This window comes from Hymenobacter ruber (genome assembly GCF_054783255.1).
The window spans coordinates 604,159-623,203 of record NZ_BAAGQX010000002.1; the positions used below are offsets into that span (position 1 = coordinate 604,159).

Consider the following 19,045-nt stretch of genomic DNA (forward strand, 5'->3'; position numbering starts at 1 on the left):
ACCGCTCTTCATCCTTCACTTCACCCAATCCCTCTTTTTTACATGAAAAGAAGTTTTACGCGTTTGTTTAGGCCCCTGCTGTGCGCACTGGGGGTAGGAATGAGTTACCAGGCTCAGGCCGGGTTCACGCCGGTCACCGTCACCGGGTTTACGGCCGATATCGTGGCCAACGGCACGGGCACGGTGATGTCGTCGACCACGTCGGACATGGACGGCGGGGCGGTGAATTCGCGCTTCGCCTTCGTGGCGCCCAATTTTGTGAGCCCGACGGGGGCCACGCCCACCTCGTCGCTGCCTGCCACGGGGCTTATCAATAGCGTGGCTACTTCCGGGCTGTCGTTTCAGCTGGCGTCGTACTCGGCCAACAACTCGTTGCGCATTGCCGCTACGGGCTCGGGCACCCTCACGCTGGCCACGCCGCAGTCGGCCGGCGAAATCTACTTCCTGGCTTCCTCGGGCAACGGGGCCAGTACGGTGACCGTGACGGTGACTTTCACGGACCAGACCACGCAGGTATTCGCCGGGCAAACCGTGGCCGACTGGTTTGCGGGCAGCGGGTTTGCCATTCAGGGCATCAGCCGGGTCAATTACGACAACAATACCATCGAAAACAGCACTACCGACCCGCGCCTCTACCAAATCCGGCTGGCGCTGGCCGCCGGCAACTACACCAAGCAGATTCAGAGCATCGGCTTCGCCAAAACGTCGACCACCGGTGTGCTCAACGTGATGGCTATTAGCAGCAATGCCCTGTGCACGGCGGCTCCCACGGCAGGCACGGCGGTGGCCAGCGTAACCAGCGTGTGCGCCTCGACGCCAGTGGCCCTGTCCCTGACGGGCAGCAGCGCCGATGCCGGCATCACCTACCAATGGCAGGCCTCCACCAACGGCGGCACCACCTGGACCGACATTACCGGAGCCACTGGCAGCACCTACACGGCCACCGGCCAGACGGTGACTACGCAGTACCGCGCCCGCCTCACCTGCGTGAGCACCAGCCAGACGGCTAACTCTACGGCCGTGACCGTGACGGCCACGCCGCCCACCTACGCTACTCTGCCGGTGGTGCAGAGCTTTGAGACCACCTGGATTGATGTGTGCAACACCCGCGATGCGCCCTCGGCCAGCTGGCGCAACAGCCCGGCTACGGGCAACAACTCGTGGCGGCGCGAAGACGACCCCACTTCGGCCAACTGGACGCTGCCGAACAGCTACCTCTACTCGCCGGTGAGCAGCCAGGGGCTGCACTCGGCCCGCTTCCACAGCGGCTACAGCCTGGCGGGCACTATTGGCACGCTGGACCTGTATGTGAACCTGAGCGCGGCCGGGGCCAAGCGCCTGAGCTTCGACTTCGTGAACACTTCGGGCAGCGACTCGCTGATTGTGCAGATTTCGAATGATGGCGGGGCCACCTTCAGCCGCCTGGACGGCTACAAGCTCAGCGCCACGTTTGCGACGCAGGTGCTGCCCATCAGCAGCACGTCGGCCACGGCGGTTATCCGCTTCCGTGCCCGCGCCGACTATGGCTCGACCGATATCGGCCTTGATAACATCATCCTCGAATCGGCCACCGGCTGCCTCACCCCGGCCAGCCTGACGGGCACTACCACCACTACCACGGCCAGCCTCTCGTGGCTGACGGGCGGCACTGGCACCTACACCGTACTCTACGGCCCCACCGGCTTCGACCCTACCCAGGCCTCCTCCACGACCAACTCCTACACCACGGTAACGGGCCTCACGGCCCCGCCCTACGCCATTACAGGCCTTGTGCCGGGCACTACCTACCAGTTCTACGTGACGCAGAACTGCTCGTCGACCACTAATTCCGGCCTGGCCGGGCCGGGCGTGTTCACCACCCAGATTGTGAACGACGACCCCTGCGGCGCGACCACCCTGACGGTGAACAACACCTGCGTGGCCCTGGCCACTACCTCCCTCGGCGCTACCCAGACGGCCAGTACGGTGTACGGAACCGCCGGCCAGGGCACGGGCTGCGGCTCGATTACTGCGCCGCACGATGTGTGGTTTAAGTTCACCACGGCAGCTACCGGCCCCACCAGCACGGCCGTTCGCATCTCGGTAACGGGCGGCGCGGCCAGCGTGGTGCGCGGCTACTCGGGTACGGCCTGCGCAGGGCCACTCACCTACATCAGCTGCGCGGGCACGGCCAGCAACACGGCTGCGCCTAACCTCGACCTGACCGGCCTCACGCCCAGCACTACCTACTACGTGCGCGTAAACGAGTACAGCACCACCGGCACCCTTGGCAACTTCACCATCTGCGCCACGCCGGTACCCAACTGCCCGGCCCCGACGGGCCTCACGGCCGGCACCCTCACCAACAACACCGCTACCGTGAGCTGGGCCGCTTCTACGACCACAGGCAGCACCTACGCCGTGATTTACGGCCCCACGGGTTTCACACCGCCGGCTGGCGGCACCACTATCACGGGCATCACGGGCACCAGCACCACGCTTACGGGCCTCACTGCTTCCACCAACTACTGCTTCTATGTGCAACAGGTATGCGGCGGCTTCAATGGCAGCAGCGCGCTGGTGGGTCCCATCTGCTTCACCACGCCGCTCACGGCCCCGGCCAACGACGAGCCCTGCGGTGCGCTGGCACTGGGCGCCGCCACGGTTTCATCGTCGAACAGCGGCGCGACCACCAGCGTGCAGAACGGCATCAACACGCCGAGCTGCGCGGGCGGCGCCCTGCCCAAGGATGTGTGGTTCACCTTCACGCCCACCGGCACCAGCACCACGCTCACTTTCACGGGTACTTCGGCGGGTGCGCTGCGGGTGTTCACCAGCCCCAGCTGCTCGGCCGGGCCGTTCAACGAAGTATTCTGCCGGGGTTCGAACACGGCCAACACGGCCCTGGGCACCGTTAGTGTAACCGGCCTCACGGCGGGCACGCGCTACTACATGGCTGTGAGCGGCTTCACCGCCTCCGATACGCCGGGTAGCTTCACGCTGGGCGGCACCGGCCTGGTGACCAGCAACCGCGCGCAGGCCGATACCGATGCGCTGCTGGTGTACCCCAACCCGAGCAACACCGGCCAGCTCACCCTGCGCCTGAACGGTCTGAGCGGCACCGGCCAGGCTACGCTGCTCAATGCCCTGGGCCAAGTGGTCAGCACCAAAGCCCTGACTCCGGCCGCCGAGCAAACCCTCTCCACCCGCGCCCTGTCTGCCGGCCTATACACCCTGCGGGTGACCGTGGCGGGCCAGACCTACACGCGCAAAGTGGTGCTGGAATAGCCTGCATCAGGTTGATTTGAACGAAAAGGGCCGCCCACTTGGGCGGCCCTTTTTTGTGTGTCGTGAATAAGTGCGGGTCTGTGTGTCACTGCAGCGCCCTATGGGTTCCTTTCCTGCTCTTCTGCTTCAATTTCCTCTCTCACCCATTCTACGCCGACAAATTCGCGCGTTGCCATCTGTCCGGTTGGCAGATTAAACAGCTCGTTTACCGACTGGTCACGCTTCACGACTTCTTCTAGACAAACAACCATAATATCATCGGTGGTCACATCATCTTCGGTCAGAAATTGCCATGAACCGTCGTCATCTTCGTGGAACACGCGCAGAATTGGCTTGCCTTCTTTGAAAATTTGCCTCGCTACAAAAGCTGCAACATTTCGGTGCTCAAAAAACTTAAAATCAAGCTTTCGGTCAAGAAAAGGTTGGTCTAGGTTGTAGCTCTCATCAAATTCCAGCTCCCAGGGAAACTTGCCTCCTTTATCCGTCCAGAACAATTGCAACGCGGGAAAGCCCTCATACCCGTAAAACCATTGGGCATAGCCAAAATAATCAGCTATGTTATCCAAATCAACTTGGCGAAACTGAACCGGGTGCAGCTTCAGAAGCTCGAAGTTACTAATGCACGTTTCCAATGGATTCCCGGCCTTTACTATGTCACCAGCATCGTTCAGAATGATGTGCATTGTGTCAAGCGGAAGGCCGAAAACAATTATCTCGGGATGGTTGAAATTTTTCCAAAGGCCGATGGTGTAAGCAAAAGCAGGAGTAGCTGTGTCTGCTTCGAATAAGCAAACTGTCCATCCATGTTTTTCGACATCGTTTTTAATATTGATTTCGGCTTGGGTGTCATGTTCCTCATGCGACATAGCAGTAAAAGTAGCTTATGCTCTGCCACAAAAAAAGCCCTGTCGTCAATCAAGACGACAGGGCTTTTTATTGGGTTAATTGGCCTTATTCGTACCGCAATTCACCCGCAGCCACGCGCAGCGTCACGCCGGGCTCGGCGGTGAGGTGGCCTGCTACTTGGGCCAGGTAGCCGCTGGCACGCAGCGAAGCCACCACGGCTTCGGCCGACTCTTCTTCGGTCACGAGGAGCATGCCAGTGCCCATGTTCCAGTAGAGGTAGGCGGTTTCGGCATCAATGCCGCCGATTTCGCAGAGGCGCTGCATGGCGGGGAAGGGTTCGAAAAGATTGTCCAGCACCGCGCCGAGACTGTTTTTGAGCACGCGCTTGAAGTTATCGGCCACGCCGCCGCCCGTGATGTGGGCCACGCCGTGCAGCGGCAGGCCGGCATCGAGCAGGGCCGCCACGCCGGGCGAGTAGATGAGCGAGGGCTCCAGCATCGCCTCGCCCCAGCTGGCAAATTGGTCGGGGCCGTCGTAGGGCGCCTCGTGCCAGTTCTCGCCGAAAAGGCGGGTGAGGGTCTTGCGGGCCAGCGAGTAGCCATTGGAGCGGAACGAGGGCGAGCGCAGGGCCACCACCGCGTGGCCGGCCCGGGCGGTTTTGCCGCTCAGGGGCTGGGCCAGGCTGGGGTGCAGCACCCCAATGGCGGTGGAGCACCAGTTGAAGTTCATCTTCGCGCCCGGCCAGCCGCCGATGCGGTTGCCGAGCTCCGCGATTTCGCCGCCCGTGATGGCGATTTGGGCAAAATTGGCGGCGTCGTGCAGGCCGCGCATCAGTTGGTCCACCACGTCGTAGTCGAGGTGGTTCACGTCGATGATGTTGGAGAGGTTGGTGGGCACGAAACCGGCCGCGATGAGGTCATCGGCCGTCATGGCGATGAGGTCGTAGCCCAGCGAATCGTACTTATTCAGGCGCTCGGCCACCTCAATCTTGGTCCCGATGCCGTCGGAGCTGATGCCGAGGCGCTCGCTGCCGAAGCGGATTTCGTTGGAGAAGCCGCCGTCGAGGTCCTGGGCGGGCTCGCCGGGCTTGCCGCGGCGGTTAGCGAAGGTTTTCTTCGACCAGTTGTAGGCATTGCGCGAGGCGGCGTTGCCTTCTTCGATGGAGTAGCCGGCGGGGTTGTTTTTGGTGTCGTTCATGCGGGTAACGGTCGGAAAATATCAGGCTAAAAGAGGCCGTCATACAGAGCGCAGCAAAGCATCCTTACCACCCAACGCAATCAATTAGTATTGCGGTAAAGATGCTTCGCTGCGCTCTGCATGACGGGCGTGTTTGTTCGTTCGCGACTTAATGCTCCGTCGGCGCAGGCGCTTTCGCGCTCACCGATTTCTTCTCCTTTTTATCGCTCCGGTGGCTGGCGCGCTCCTCCTGAATGTGGCGCAGGTAGTGCGTTACGTCGCCGGTGGGGTACTTGCCCGAGAAGCAGGCGAAGCAGCTGCCGCCGTGGCCTTTTTCCTCGGCAAACAGCTCCTCTAAATCCGCCAAATCCTGGTAAATCACCTTATCGGCCTCGATGTAGCGGCAGATTTCGTCCTCCGTGTAGTTGGCCGCAATCAGCTCGGTGCTCATGGCCATATCGATGCCGTAGATGCAGGGCGACACGATGGGCGGCGCGCTGGAAATGAAGTAGACCTCCGCCGCACCCGCCTCGCGCAGCAGCCGCACGATGCGGCGCGAGGTAGTGCCGCGCACAATGCTGTCATCGACCACGGCCACCTTTTTGCCCTCCACAAACTCGCGGATGGGATTCAGCTTTTTCTTCACCACGTCCTCGCGCCCGGCTTGGGTGGGCACGATGAAGGAACGGCCCATGTGGTTGTTTTTCACCAGCGCCCGGCGGTACGGCACCCCAATGGCTTCGGCCAAGCCGGAGGCCGCGAAGTAGCCGGAGGAAGGCACATCAATCACCATATCCGGCTTCAACCCGGCATCCACGACCTTGCGGGCGAGAATTTTGCCCAACCGTACCCGCTCCCGCGCCACCAGCCGGCCGTGAATTACGGAGTCTTCGCGGGCAAAGTAAATCTGCTCGAAGGCGCAGAAGTTTTTCGGCAGCGCGAATTTGTTTTTGTAGTGAACCTGGTAGTTGTTGTCGATGAAAATGGCCTGGCCGGGGCCGACATTCTCCACGAATTCGAAGTCCAGGTAATCGAAACAGGTGCTTTCCGACACGAAGGCGTAAACCGGGCCGGCCGGCGTTTCACGCTTGCCCAGCGCCAGCGGCCGAATGCCGAGCGGGTCGGTGAAGGCCAGCAGGCCGTGGCCGGCAATCATGGTGATAGTGGCGTAGGCACCCTTCACCAGCTCCTGGGTGGTTTCCACGGCATCGAAAATATCCACCACCGAAATGCGGTCGAGGTCCTTCACGCGCAGCTCCGAGGCGAAGGTGTACATGATAAGCTCGAGGTCGTTGGTGGTTTTGGGCAGCACGTGGTACTTGTCGTGCAGGCGCTTGGCCACGTCGCGGAAGTTGATGACGTTGCCGTTGTGCACCATGGCCAGCCCGAAGGGGTAGCTGGTGGTGAAAGGCTGCGCCAGGTCGGAGTCGTTGGCGCCCTGCGTGGTGTAGCGCACGTGGCCGATGCCGAGGTTGCCCTTCAGCTTCTTCACGTGCTTGGGTTTGAACACGTCGTTGACCAGCCCTTGCCCTTTGCAGAGATGAAACGAGTCGTCGAAGGTGGCGATGCCGGCCGCATCCTGCCCCCGGTGCTGGAGGGCGGTGAGGCCAATTATCATGTCGCCTACGACGTTATCGGGACCGTGAAAACCTACTATTCCGCACATGGGATGGGGTGGTTAATTTGTAACTAAAGGGGGTAACTGTCACGCTTCGCTATCCTCTGCATGACGACCGTGGTTGATTAATTCGGCCAGTGTGCGGGCGTACAACTCATGCTCCACGGCCAGGCCGCGCCGCTCAACTTCCGCCAGGGTATCGGCTCCGCGCAAATCCACCGTTTGCTGGGCGAGAATGGGGCCGGTATCAAGCCCCTCGTCAACCAGATGCACAGTGATTTTGGTTTCGGGCAGCTTGTTCTCGAACGCCCACTCGTAAGCGTGCAGGCCCTGGTGCTGATGGGTGTCAGCGGGGTGAATGTTGATGATGCGGCCCGCAAACGGCTGAATGAAGGCCGGCGACAAAATCCGCATATACCCCGCCAGCACCACCAAATCGGGCTGGTACTGCCGGAGCAATGCTACCACGTCGGCATCGTAAGCTTCGCGCTTGCGGCCTTGGCTGGGCAGCGAGGCGATGGGGCATCCCAGGGCCGCGGCGGCTTCGAGGCCGAAGGCATCGGGCTTGTTGCTGAAGACCACCACGACTTCGGCCAAGCCGTGCAGCACGCCGGTTTTGGTGGCCTCCAGCAGCGCCAGCATATTGGAGCCCCGGCCCGAGAGCAGAATGGCCAGGCGGGCGGGCCTTCGCTCCTTCCCCTCGCCAAAGGAGAGGGAATTCTGCTTGAATTGCTCGAAGGAGGCGAGGAGCTTCATCAGTTTTAATTGGGCTTCTGGTCTCAATTTACAACGGGGACGGTGAGGACCGGCGCGGGGCGCTGGGCAATATCGGGGCGGAAATACACGTCCTGGAATGTGACGCGGGCACAGGCTTCGTAGGCGCGGGCGGTGGCTTCTTCCAGGTCCTGGCCGTGAGCGGTGAGGACGAGGACGCGGCCGCCGTTGGTCACGATTTGGCCGGTTTCATCGCGCCGGGTGGCGCCGTGGTAGGCGCGCACGCCGCTGGGCAGGTTATCCAGACCGGTGATGGGGAAGCCGGTGGGGAACTTCGGCGCCGGGTAGCCCCCCGAGGCCAGCACCACGCCCACGAATGCACCGGGCCGCTGCCGCACGCCCTGCTGGGCGAGGGTGCCATCGAGGGTGGCGTCAATCAGCGTGAGCAGGCTGCTATCCAAAGCGGGCAGCAGCACTTCGGCTTCGGGGTCGCCGAGGCGCACGTTGTATTCCAGCAGCTTGGGGCCGCTGGGCGTGAGCATGATGCCGAAATACAGAAAGCCGCGGAATTCAAATTGCTCGTTTTGCAGGCCGCGCAGGGTGGGGTCGATGATGTCGCGGCGGATGGCGGCCAGTACGTTGGCATCGGCGAAGGGCACGGGGCAGTAGGCGCCCATGCCGCCGGTGTTGGGGCCGAGGTCGTCGGCCAGTAGCTGCTTGTGGTCCTGCGAGGTGGCCAGCAGGCGAATAACGCGGCCATCGGTCAGGCCGATGATGCTGATTTCGGGGCCGCTCAGCTTTTCTTCCAGCAGAAAGGAAAACCAGCCCGAATAGCTCGTTTGCAAGTCATCAAAAGCCGCCTCCGCTTCTTCCGGCGACGAGCACACGTACACGCCCTTGCCAGCGGCTAGGCCGTCGTATTTCACCACCACGTGCCCGCCCAGCTCAGCCGCTTTGGCGCGGGCGGCGGCAATATTGTCGCTCCGGAACGGCCAAGCTTTGGCCGTAGCCACGCCATGGCGGCGCATGAATTCCTTGCTCCACACCTTCGAGCTTTCCAGCCGCGCCGCCGAGCGGGTCGGGCCGAACACTTTGATATCGGACCCAGCAAAAAAGTCGGTGATACCGGCCGCCAGCGGCGCTTCCGGCCCCACCACAATCAGTTTAGCATCGTGGGCTTGCGCGAAGGCGCGTACCGACTCAAAATCCAGCGGATTCACTTCGGGGTGGCTGTTGGGGATGCCGGCGTTGCCGGGCAGCACGTACACCGTGGCCCCGTCGCGGGTCAGCTTTTCGGCCAGGGCGTGCTCGCGCGCGCCGGAACCGAGGAGGAGAAGTGTTTTGGAATCAGTCAAGGGCATACGGAATTAGGCCGGCCTTGCGGCCTAGCTGATGTCTTCGATGGAAATAATCTGGCCGTTCTCAATCTCAAAAACGGACCGGCCTTGCAGTTGCAACGTGTCGCCCGGTTTCAGACCGTTGGGAAATTCAATGGCGGCAACCGCCGAGTAATCAATAGCGACTTCCACCCGCGAGCCGCTAGTTTGCCAATCGGTGACGCGTTGCTCCCGCTCGGAGAAATACCGCGTCGCCTGCTCAGCCTGCTGCCGAAAAGCCGCTTTGCAGGTCGTGGTCAGGTTCACTTCGCCGTTGGAAACGTTGCGAAATACCACGTCCTCATGCAAGGGTGCCAACATGCCGTCCACATCAAAGCGGTTATACGCTTCAATGTAGGCTTCAACAAGTTGCTTGGGCGCGGCAGTTTCCATGCAGTAGCTGGCTGGTTACAGAACTTTAAATTCCTCGTCGGCTGCCTGCAGCTTGGCTTTCGCAGCCAGAATGTCTTTGCTTAGCCGCTCGCGCAGGCGGGGCAGGTTCAGGGCGCGGCAGGCGCCCTGGGCGGCATTTTCGGGACGCAGCACCGTCAGACTGGGCGTGCCGCTGGGCATAATGGCCGATGAGTTCAGGGCCAGTTCGGCGTGGTCTTGGTAGGGCGGGCACGAAATCACGGGCACGTTCACGTTGGCGGCTAGCGCGGCGCCGAGGCCGTTGCCGGCCGCGGCGATGACGACGCCGGGCTCGATGCTGTTGTTCCAGGTTTCGGCCAGGCCGGCAATGGCTTCGCCGCATTGCTGGGCCGAGGCCACGCGCAGCTGCGTGAACACGTCGTAGCCCACCAGCTGCTGACGGATTTGCTCGCCGTGCGCCTTGTGGTCTGGCGCGTCCAGCACGATGCTCACCCAGGCGTCCTTCATCAGGCCGGCGGCCACGAGGTTGGCCAGCATGCGGGCGCGGGCGTCCTGGCGGCCGGTGTGGGGGGCATCGGCTGCGCCGGTTTCGGCGGTGGGCAGGGGCTCGCCCACGATGCGCTCGTAGATGTCGAGGTAGCGGCGGCTGGCTTCCTGGGCCACTTCCGGGGTGAGGGCGCGGGGGTACTGCCCGTCCTTCTTGTTGGCGATGAGCCACTGGCGGACGTATTCCTTATCCATCTGCTCGGCCGTTTCGGGATTCTTCGCATAATCCTCGGCGCTCCAGAAGCGCGACGAATCGGGCGTGTGCATCTCGTCTATAAGAATCAGCTTGCCATTCAGCAAACCAAACTCGTACTTGGTATCAACCAGAATGATGCCTTTTTCGGCCAGCAGCTTCGAGCCCACGGCAAACAGCATCAGCGACTTCACCGCCATCTGGTCGTACAGCTCTTTGGTCACCCAGCCTTCGCTCACGAGGTTTTCGGGGGTGATTTCGCGGTCCGATTCCTCCTTGGTCGTGGGCGTCACGATGGCCTGCGGGAAGGGCTGGTTTTTGGTGAGCCCGTCGGGCACCGTTACGCCCGAGAACGTGCGCTGGCCGGCCTGGTAGCCGCGCCACATCGAACCCGTCAGGTACTGGCGCACCACCATTTCCACTTTAATCGGCGCGGCTTCCTTCACCAACATGGCGTTGGCGTCAACGAGCTTGATAACGTGGTTCGGGATGATATGCGACGTCTTGTCAAACCAGAAGTTCGCCAGGCCGTTCAACACCGCGCCCTTGTGCGGGATGGCCGTTTCCAGCACGCTATCGAAGGCCGAAAGGCGGTCCGTCACGATGATGAGCCGGTCGCCGCTGGGCGCGCGGAGGCTGTCGCGCACTTTGCCACGGTGCAGCAACGGGATTTGGGGAGAAGCGAAGTGGGTGAGGGTGTTCATTAACTACGTTTCTGGGAGGCTAGTTTTGGTTGGCGAGTTGCACGGCCGGGGCCGGAACGGATTCCTTTTGGGCGATGTACGCCACGATATTTTTGAAGATTTGCAGCCCCTCCCCTTCCTCGCTCGCGCCGGGGTTTTGGCGGCGGCGGCGGGCCCAGTCGGGGTGGTTGTAAGCCGACAAAAACGCCTCAGGGTGCGGCATAAGGCCGAACACCTGGCCGGTGGGGTCCGTGAGGCCGGCGCAGTTCAGGGCCGCACCGTTGGGATTGAAGGGGTAAACATCTGTGGCACCGCCATCGAAATCGGCGTAGGTCAGGCAGTTCAACCCACCGGCTTCGATGGCGGCCTGGGTGGCTTCGTCGGGAATTACCAGCCGGCCTTCGCCGTGGCGCACGGGCACTTCCAATGTGTTAATTCCTTTCAGGAAAGGCGTGTGCGAGACGGGGTTCACGCGGAGCGTCACCCACCGGTCTTCGTAGCGGCCGCTGGCGTTGTGGGTCAGCGTCACTTCGGGCGTTACATCGCCGCTGATGTTGGGCAGCAGGCCGAGTTTCACCAGCACCTGAAAGCCGTTGCAGATGCCGAAGACGAATTTGCCTTCGGTGATAAACTGCCGGATGTCATCGAGCAGGGTGCGACCGTCGGGGCCGTTCTGGCGGTAGCGCAGCTTGTTGGCCAGCACCACACCCGAGCCCAAATCATCACCAAACGAGAAGCCGCCGGGGAAGTTCAGGATGTCGAAATCGTGGATGCTCACCTGCCCGTGCAGCACCTGGTTGAGGTGCACAATGGTGGCTTCGGCCCCAGCCAGGCGGTAGGCGGCGGCGAATTCTTCTTCGCAGTTGATGCCGAATCCGGTCAGAATTAGCGCGTGAACCATGAGATTAGTGCGAAAGAGTGGAGGAAGACACGCCGAGCAGCTTGTTCACGGGCCCGTTGGTCCAGGCGGCGCGCAGGGTGGCGGTGTTGGCCGAAATGACCGTTTGGCCGGCGTGGCGCACGGTCAGTTGGCCGTCCAGCGTCACGCGGCCGAGGCGGGTGGCGCGGTCACCGAGCAGTTGCTCGAAGGCCACTACATCTTCCGGCGCAACAGTTGCCAGGAAGCGGGAGTGCGACTCCGAGAACAATTGCGTGGCCAGCGGCAGGCCGGTGGCGGGCAGGTCAATTTCGGCCCCGTAGCCGTAGCCGAAGGTGGTTTCGGCCAGCGCTACGGCGAGGCCGCCGTCGCTCAGGTCGTGGCAGGACTGGATGAGGTTTTGGTCGTTGGCCTGGCCTACGAGGGTGTATAGCGCCTTGGCTTTCGCGAAGTCAACCTTCGGCACATTGGCGCCCAACTGGCCGTGCAGGGCATAGAACTCGGAGCCGCCCAGCTCATCGTAGGTTTCGCCGAGCAGATATACCACGTCGTCGGCCTGCTTGAAGTCCGACGTCACGGCGCGGCGCACGTCTTCCATTTTGGCCGTCATTGAGTAGAGCACGGTGGGGGGCACCGAAATCTTCACGCCGTCAGCCTTGAAGTCGTTTTTCATCGAGTCCTTGCCGCTCGTGAGCGGGATGCAGTAGGCGGCCGTGGCGTCGCGCAGGGCTTCGCACATGCGCACCAGCTTGGCCAGCTTCTGCTTGCCATCGGGGTTTGTGGCGGGGTCATACACCGAATCGGGCACGCAGAAGTTGTCGTTCACCGACCAGAAAATCCCGTCGCCGGGCGTCAGGTTCGGAAGCTTCCCTCCTACCGCGATAATCTGGCGCACCGCCTCGTCAAACGAGCCGGCCGACATGTCATACGCGTCCAAATCGCCGTAGCGCGGCAGAATGCCGTTGCTCACGGCCACGCCCTCCCAGCTCTCGAAATTGAAGCGCACCACGGCCGCGTCCTGCGGCGCCTGGCCCGTCGCGCCCATCAGCGGCTTCACAATGGTGCGGCCCTTCACCTCATGGTCGTACTGGCGAATCACCGATTCGCGCGAGCAGATATTGAGCGAACCCAGCAACTGCGTCAGCGTCTCAGTGTAGTCAGTTGCAGTGGGAATTTCCGGCTCAGCGGCGGCGGGTTTGGTCCACTCGGCTTCCAGGATTTTGCGCGGCACACCGTCGTGCAGGAAGTCCATATTTAGCCGGGCCACTGGCGCGCCATCGAAGCGCACGTCCAGGAAACCATCGGCGGTGAAGTAGCCGATATCGGTCAGCTCCACTTCCATTTCCTGGCCCAGCGCCGTGATTTCGGCCATTTTGCCGGGCTCAACCACCAGCGTAAACCGTTCCTGCGACTCGCTTACGAAAATCTCCCAGGGCCGCAGGCCGGGGTACTTCAGCGGCACGCGCTCCAGCTCCACCACCGCACCGCCCGAGATGCCAGCCAGCTCGCCTACGGATGACGACAGGCCGCCCGCGCCGTTGTCGGTGCTGCATTTCATCAGGCCGCGCCGGGCCGCCAGCAGCAGGAAATCCATCGCCAGCTTCTGGGTGATGGGCGAACCGATTTGCACGGCCGTGGCGGGTGCGGTTTCGTCCAGTTCGATGCTCGAAAACGTCGCGCCGTGGATGCCATCCTTGCCCACCCGGCCGCCGGCCATGATGATGCGGTCGCCGGCATCAATCTTCTTCTCCCACGAGTCGAGCCCGGCGAATTGCATGGGCATCACCGCGCCGGTACCGCAGTACACCAGCGGCTTGCCGGCGTACCGGTCGTCGAACACGATGGCGCCGTTCACCGTCGGCACCCCCGACTTGTTGCCGCCGTCCTCAATGCCCTTGCGCACGCCTTCCAGAATGCGGCGCGGGTGCAGTTGCCCGGTCAGCAACTGCCCGTCAAATTCGGGATTGCCAAAGCACAGCACGTTGGTGTTGAACAGCAGTCGCGCGCCTCCGATGCCGGTGGCCAACGGGTCGCGGTTGTTGCCCAAAATGCCCGTTATGGCCCCGCCGTAGGGGTCGATGGCCGAGGGCGAATTGTGCGTTTCCACCTTCCACACGAACAGCGAATCGGGGTTGATGCGCACCGCGCCGGCGTTGTCCGAAAACACCTTAATCAGCCAGTCGTTGCCATTGGCGCGGAGCTGGCGGTCCACTTCCGACGTAGCGTCTTTGATGTAGGTTTTGAACAGCGAATCAATCTGCTTTTCCTCGCCCGTCTCGGTGTCTTTGTAATTGATAACCGCTGCAAACTCCTTATGCTTGCAGTGCTCCGACCACGTCTGAGCAATGATTTCCAGCTCGCAATCTGTGGGGTCGACAGGCAACCCGGCGGCCTTCCGCTCCGCCTGCGTCTCAGCGGCGGCGAAGTAGTCGCGCACGGCCTGCATTTCCGCCAGGTTCAGCGCGTAGATGTTCTTCTTCGAGAGTTGCAGCAGTTCCGCGTCGCTCAACCCAGTCAGCGAAACGATTTCCGTAATGGCTTCCGCGCCGCCGCCGGGGCGCGGCGTGTAGTCGCGAATGCCATCGGCCACGCGGCCCACTTCCAGCCAGTTGATGAGCTTGTTGCCGAGCAGTTCCTCCGCGATGCGGCGCAGGTCCGTTTCCGGCAGGTCGTTTTCGAGCAGGTAGAGCTTCTTGCTGAAAATGTGCTGGGTGTGCACGTCCAACGGCTCGTTCAGGATATCGGCCAAGGCGTTTTGAGCGGAGGTGCCTTCGTCGTCGGTCACGCCGGGGCGGCGGGCGACGAGGATATAAGTGGCGAAGCCTTCGGCGGCCGTCAGCTCGTTCAGGCGCACGTCGTGCAGCACCGGGTCGGCGAGGCAGCGGGTAGCGAAGTCGTTCAGCTGGGTTGCGGTGAGCGGGTAACGCACCGTGTAGAGGGCGGCGCTGCGCACGCGGCCGGTGGCCAGGCCCAGGTGGCGGGCGGCGGCTTCGGCCACGCGCTGGCCGTCACCGTCGTGCTGGCCGGGTTTCAGCGTGAGCTGGATGGTGTGGGTGGTGCTGGGGGTGTTATCGGACATCAATAATATTGAAACGTCATGCTGAGCTTGCCGAAGCATCTCTACTGCACAACTAATTATTTACTATCACAACGAAGCGGTGGATACGCTTGGCTTACGCCTTCTTCCGGTTCGACTTCGCTCAGCATGACGTTTAAGCTGAGCATACATTCAACAACTCAAAACGCTTTCTCCGGCCGGCTGCCGGGCTTCACCACCGGCACACCGGCTGCACATAGCGGACAATCCTCCGGGGCAAAAGTTGCGGCCTGCACCGAAAGGAGCGCAAAATGCGGGAAATCCAAACCAGCCTTTCCGCCGGTGCGGTCAATCAGCGAAGCCACGGCCAGCACTTCGGCGCCCATGGCGCGCAGCACTTCAGCCACTTCCAGTGTGCTCTTACCCGTCGTCACCACGTCTTCGGCAATGACAACTCTTTCGCCGGGCTCAATGGTGAAACCGCGCCGCAGGGTCATCTGCCCGTCGGCGTCGCGCTCGGTGAAGATGCCGGGCACACCCAGCTGGCGGGCCAACTCGTAGCCAATCACCACGCCGCCCATGGCGGGTCCCACTACCACGTCGGGCTGCAGGCCGGCAGCCTGCACCTGGCCCGCCAGCGCGGCGGCGGCCGGCGCGGCCAGCTCCGGGCGGCGCAGGAAACGGGCACACTGCACGTAGGTATCGGAGTGCAGGCCCGACGACAGCCGGAAGTGCCCGCGCAACAGGGCATCTTCCTGCCGCAGCTGCTGCTCCAGCAGCTCGGCATCGAGGGCAATGGGCGAATGGAATTCGGTGATTTCAGTCATCTGATTCAGAAAGTCTAACATGCAAAAAGCCGCGGTGAAGCGGCTTTTTGGTTCAGGCGTGGGCCGGGCTCGTCACGGCCCGGAATTCGTTGATTTGGTCTTTCAGCTCCCGGGCGGCGGCTCCGGCATCCTTGGCCTGCCAGATTCCCCGCGAGGAGTTTATCAGCAGGCCGCTGCCATCTGCCCGGAGGCCGGCGCGCAGCGTGGCGGCGAGGTCGCCGCCCTGCGCGCCGATGCCCGGCACCAGAAACCACTGGTCCGGGCAGGCGGCGCGGACTTTGGCCACGGCCGCCGGCTCGGTGGCACCCACCACCAGCCCGATGGTGGACTCGGTCAGCTCCTCGTCCATGAGCTTGGCCAGGCGGGCCGCCCAGTCGCTGATGGAGCCGCCGCGCGTCATGGCCGCGTCCTGCAGGCCGTGCAGGGGTTTGTTGGAGGTTTTAGCGAGCGAAAAAACCATTTTGCCCGGCCGCGCAAACGGCCGGATGGTGTCGTCGCCCATGTAGGGGTTCACCGTCACGGCATCGGCCCCGATAATGTCATAAGCGAAGCGGGCGTACTGCTCGGCCGTGTTGGCAATGTCGCCGAATTTGCCATCCAGAATTACCGGAATGTCCTTCGGAATGCTGCGCACGGTCTCCTTTAGCATCGCTACGCCGTTTTCGCGGCTCAGAAAAAAAGCGAGGTTGGGTTTGAAAGCCGCCGCGTAAGGCGCGGTTTCGGTGATGACTTCGCGCAGCCGCTGGGCCGCCTGGGCGTCGTCGCCCGTGGGGTCCAGCCCCACGCAAAGCAGGGAATTGATAGTTTCGACGCGGGTGAGGAGCTTTTGCATGGCGGTACGCGAAGGGAGGGTTTGGGTGGGATTTTTAAGAGAAGGGCAAGCAGTTATCGAGTGGCGGAAACGGTGTGGGCTACCTCGGCCGCCAGCCGCGCCGTGAGGCCCGGCGACAGCCATTCGCCGCTGGCTACCTGCACGGACTGGGCTCCCACGCGCAAGTAGTCCTGCACGTCGCGCAGCGTGAAAATGCCCCCCGTTCCAAAGATGGGAAGCTGCAGTTTTTCGTCATTCGCCAGCTCCCACACGCAGCGCAGGGCCAGCGGCCGGAGCGCTTCGCCCGAGAGCCCACCCACGAGCGGCGCATCGCTGGGATTAGCGGGTAGGTGCAGCACTTTCAAGGTATTGGTAGCCGCCAACGCCGTGGCACCGCCCTCCTGCGCGCCCAGGGCCAGGCCCCGGATGTGGTCGGGCCACGGCGGCAGCTTCACAATCACGGCCGCATCATCGCGCAGTTCGTTGCGCACGGCCTCGGTGGCTTCGCGCACGAAGCGGGCCGTTACGTCGGCCCCGGAGCCGCCGGGCGGCACCGTGATGTACACTTCCAGCCCGGCCAACTGCTCGCCAGCCTCGCGCTGCAGGTAGCGCGCAATCTTGCGGAAACCCGGCACGCCCGGCGCCGTCACGCTCACAAACACCGGCACGCCGAAGCGGCGCAGGCGCGGCAGGTGCTCCTGCACCAGCAGCTCGGCCCCCTCGGTGCGCAGGTCGGTGCGGTTGAGCAGGGTTTGGTCGGCCACTTGCAGGATGCCTTCGTCGCCGGGCAGGCCGGCGCGGGGCTCCATGGTCACGGTTTTCGTGAAAATGGCGCCCAACTGCTCGTAGCCCTCACCGGCGAGGTCCCAGGGTGCCGCCGCTAGGCACACTGCATTCTGTAACGTAATGCCCCCGAGTTTCATAAGTAATGCATAAGTAATGAAAACGAATATTCACCCGCACTTAGGCCGGGCCAGGTGCGGGTGACGCTCGGCCGGCGAACCGGCAAAAGGATTCCTTAAATTACGTTGTCGCGGTTAATCAGGAACGGAACGCACTCGCGGATGCCTGGCCGAAAAGAAACGAGGGCAGCGGCAGCCACTTTGGGGATGAGGGTATTGGTGTGCATGACATATTAGCTAATAAGGCGGGCTAACTAGAAAGCTGGAGAGAAAACCGAACCAACCGCGCATAAAAAAACCGTTTCGGAATCCGAAACGGTGGCGGGGCAACAACCCGAAAAAACAGCGGAAATACCGGAGGCAAAATCGGAAAAACTGACGGCGGCGCAGACCTTCCGGTCCTCTCGCGGGTCGCCGCTGAGCAGGGTCCCGCGCTTCATCAACGGGTGTTTGGGTTGAAGCACGATGCAAAATTACGGAATCATTTCGCCGCGCAAACTTTGGTAATGTTACGTTTTTATTGCGCCGTTTATTTTCAATTTTTATTTCTGCCCTAACTGCCTAATCGACGCACTTTTCACTGGCTTTTTTCGCTTCAAAAAAAAATCAGGCATTCGTAACCAATTGCTTTGCAAGCACAACCCGCCGTAACTTTGGCTCTTTAGTCCTGGAATGTAGACCACAATCGCATTTATCAGGCAGCAAAAAGCCCATGAAATACACGGTATTTCATGGGCTTTTTAATTTCCGGTCGGCTTCTTTATTACAACTGTAACTAATCAGCCAAAAGCCGGGCGGCAAGCACAATATCAGCTGGTGGGGCCGGTGTCAACTTTCGACTCGATGGTGCTCTGCACAGTGGTGCTCACAGCCGAGAGAATGTCGTAGCCCGTGGCGGCCTCAATGGCGTTCACCGTGGTGCGGTAAGCGCCCCAGGACGTGCCGATGGAGTTGGTGTTGGGCATATCCACGGCGATGACGCGAGTGCTGGTGGTCACGCGGCTGGCGTCGGAGCTGCCTTCGGGCAGCACCACCATCACCTTCCAGCAGTTGCTGGGCACGGTGATGTGGCCGCTGTTGATGGTGGTGGCGTAACCGGACGAGCCAGTGCCACCGCTGCCGTAGCTGCCCGCAATGATGTAGCACTCGTAGCCCTGGCCCACAAGCGTGCGGGCATAGTTCTCAAGGCCGGCCCAGGTCTGCTGGTTGTTGGTGGGTGCCTGCGGCATCATGTTCGTCATCAGGAACGTGGCCGTGTTATCGGCCACCGAGCCGGTACGGTCGGCGCTGGGGCAGTTGTGGCCGCGGTCGAAGCCCGAGCCACTGTAGCTGGTGCTGCCCACGTGGTACCACGAAGAAGGAAGGGTAGCATCGGCGGCGAAATTGTCCTGACGGGCGGTGCTGCCCAGCCAGGCGTTGCTCAGGTGCCAGCTCACCCAGTTCGGCTTGCCCTTGTCGCGGCTATACGACATGGTGTACTGGGTTTTGGTCATCAGGTAGTTGTTGGGCGAATTGGTGGCGTCGGTCACGGCACCGCTGGGGTTGCCCATGGCCAGGTTGTTGTCGCGGGTGGCGTCCTGGTTTACGGTGGCGGCGGTGGGCTGCTGGCTCGGGGCCACTTGCTCGGTGCGCGAACACGACGCGGCCAGGGCCAGAAGCAGCGCGGCGCTGCTGATGCGGGTAATCGTTTGCTTCATAAAACAGGTTGGAAAATGGGAATTGGTTAACGGTGACCGCAAAATTCCTTCGTTGGAATTGCCTCACTGCCACCGTAATGTTACCGATACATTACCAATCGCC

General features: G+C 62.1%; 15 protein-coding genes. 1 reads left to right on the forward strand and 14 read right to left on the reverse strand.

The features are described from left to right. Positions 1-42: 42 nt before the first annotated feature. On the forward strand, positions 43-3,267 hold the full coding sequence (locus ACYVM5_RS03240; protein ID WP_460616742.1) for a fibronectin type III domain-containing protein: 3,225 nt from the start codon (positions 43-45) through the stop codon (positions 3,265-3,267). Between the two features lie 98 nt (positions 3,268-3,365). On the opposite strand, the gene ACYVM5_RS03245 is transcribed toward ACYVM5_RS03240, so the two are convergent. The 14 genes from ACYVM5_RS03245 to ACYVM5_RS03310 form a co-directional block, all read right to left on the reverse strand. Further along, a complete protein-coding gene (locus ACYVM5_RS03245; protein ID WP_460616743.1) occupies positions 3,366-4,133 on the reverse strand; it encodes a DUF4262 domain-containing protein in 768 nt (255 codons plus the stop codon). Between the two features lie 85 nt (positions 4,134-4,218). After that, positions 4,219-5,310: an AIR synthase family protein gene (locus ACYVM5_RS03250; RefSeq protein WP_460616744.1), complete on the reverse strand. Its 1,092-nt coding sequence runs from the start codon at positions 5,308-5,310 to the stop codon at positions 4,219-4,221. A gap of 148 nt (positions 5,311-5,458) precedes the next feature. Next, on the reverse strand, positions 5,459-6,955 hold the full coding sequence (gene purF / locus ACYVM5_RS03255; RefSeq protein ID WP_460616745.1) for an amidophosphoribosyltransferase: 1,497 nt from the start codon (positions 6,953-6,955) through the stop codon (positions 5,459-5,461). Between the two features lie 39 nt (positions 6,956-6,994). Next, positions 6,995-7,663 (reverse strand): phosphoribosylglycinamide formyltransferase, encoded by a 669-nt coding sequence (gene purN / locus ACYVM5_RS03260; protein WP_460616746.1) that lies wholly within the window; start codon positions 7,661-7,663, stop codon positions 6,995-6,997. Between the two features lie 23 nt (positions 7,664-7,686). Next, positions 7,687-8,976, reverse strand: a complete 1,290-nt coding sequence (gene purD, locus ACYVM5_RS03265) for a phosphoribosylamine--glycine ligase (protein WP_460616747.1) — start codon at positions 8,974-8,976, stop codon at positions 7,687-7,689. Positions 8,977-9,006: 30 nt separating this feature from the next. Next, entirely contained in the window at positions 9,007-9,390 is a 384-nt protein-coding gene (locus tag ACYVM5_RS03270; protein WP_460616748.1) for a nuclear transport factor 2 family protein, read from the reverse strand. 15 nt (positions 9,391-9,405) lie between these two features. Further along, the gene (locus tag ACYVM5_RS03275; protein WP_460616749.1) at positions 9,406-10,812 is read right to left on the reverse strand and encodes a phosphoribosylaminoimidazolesuccinocarboxamide synthase; all 1,407 of its coding nucleotides are present in this window, start codon (positions 10,810-10,812) and stop codon (positions 9,406-9,408) included. A gap of 19 nt (positions 10,813-10,831) precedes the next feature. After that, on the reverse strand, positions 10,832-11,692 hold the full coding sequence (locus ACYVM5_RS03280; RefSeq protein ID WP_460616750.1) for a phosphoribosylformylglycinamidine synthase subunit PurQ: 861 nt from the start codon (positions 11,690-11,692) through the stop codon (positions 10,832-10,834). Positions 11,693-11,696: 4 nt separating this feature from the next. Beyond that, positions 11,697-14,747 carry a phosphoribosylformylglycinamidine synthase subunit PurL gene (locus ACYVM5_RS03285; protein WP_460616751.1) on the reverse strand — a complete coding sequence of 1,017 codons (3,051 nt, stop codon included), beginning with the start codon at positions 14,745-14,747 and terminating at the stop codon, positions 11,697-11,699. Between the two features lie 158 nt (positions 14,748-14,905). Further along, positions 14,906-15,532, reverse strand: coding sequence for an orotate phosphoribosyltransferase (pyrE, locus tag ACYVM5_RS03290; RefSeq protein ID WP_460616752.1), 627 nt, complete (start codon positions 15,530-15,532; stop codon positions 14,906-14,908). A 52-nt stretch (positions 15,533-15,584) separates the two neighbouring features. Further along, positions 15,585-16,364 carry a beta/alpha barrel domain-containing protein gene (gene pyrF / locus ACYVM5_RS03295; RefSeq protein ID WP_460616753.1) on the reverse strand — a complete coding sequence of 260 codons (780 nt, stop codon included), beginning with the start codon at positions 16,362-16,364 and terminating at the stop codon, positions 15,585-15,587. Positions 16,365-16,417: 53 nt separating this feature from the next. Further along, entirely contained in the window at positions 16,418-17,266 is an 849-nt protein-coding gene (locus tag ACYVM5_RS03300) for a dihydroorotate dehydrogenase (RefSeq protein WP_460616754.1), read from the reverse strand. 233 nt (positions 17,267-17,499) lie between these two features. Continuing rightward, the gene (locus ACYVM5_RS03305) at positions 17,500-17,709 is read right to left on the reverse strand and encodes a hypothetical protein (protein ID WP_460616755.1); all 210 of its coding nucleotides are present in this window, start codon (positions 17,707-17,709) and stop codon (positions 17,500-17,502) included. 345 nt (positions 17,710-18,054) lie between these two features. Continuing rightward, the gene (locus tag ACYVM5_RS03310; protein WP_460616756.1) at positions 18,055-18,942 is read right to left on the reverse strand and encodes a DNA/RNA non-specific endonuclease; all 888 of its coding nucleotides are present in this window, start codon (positions 18,940-18,942) and stop codon (positions 18,055-18,057) included. Positions 18,943-19,045: the final 103 nt, after the last annotated feature.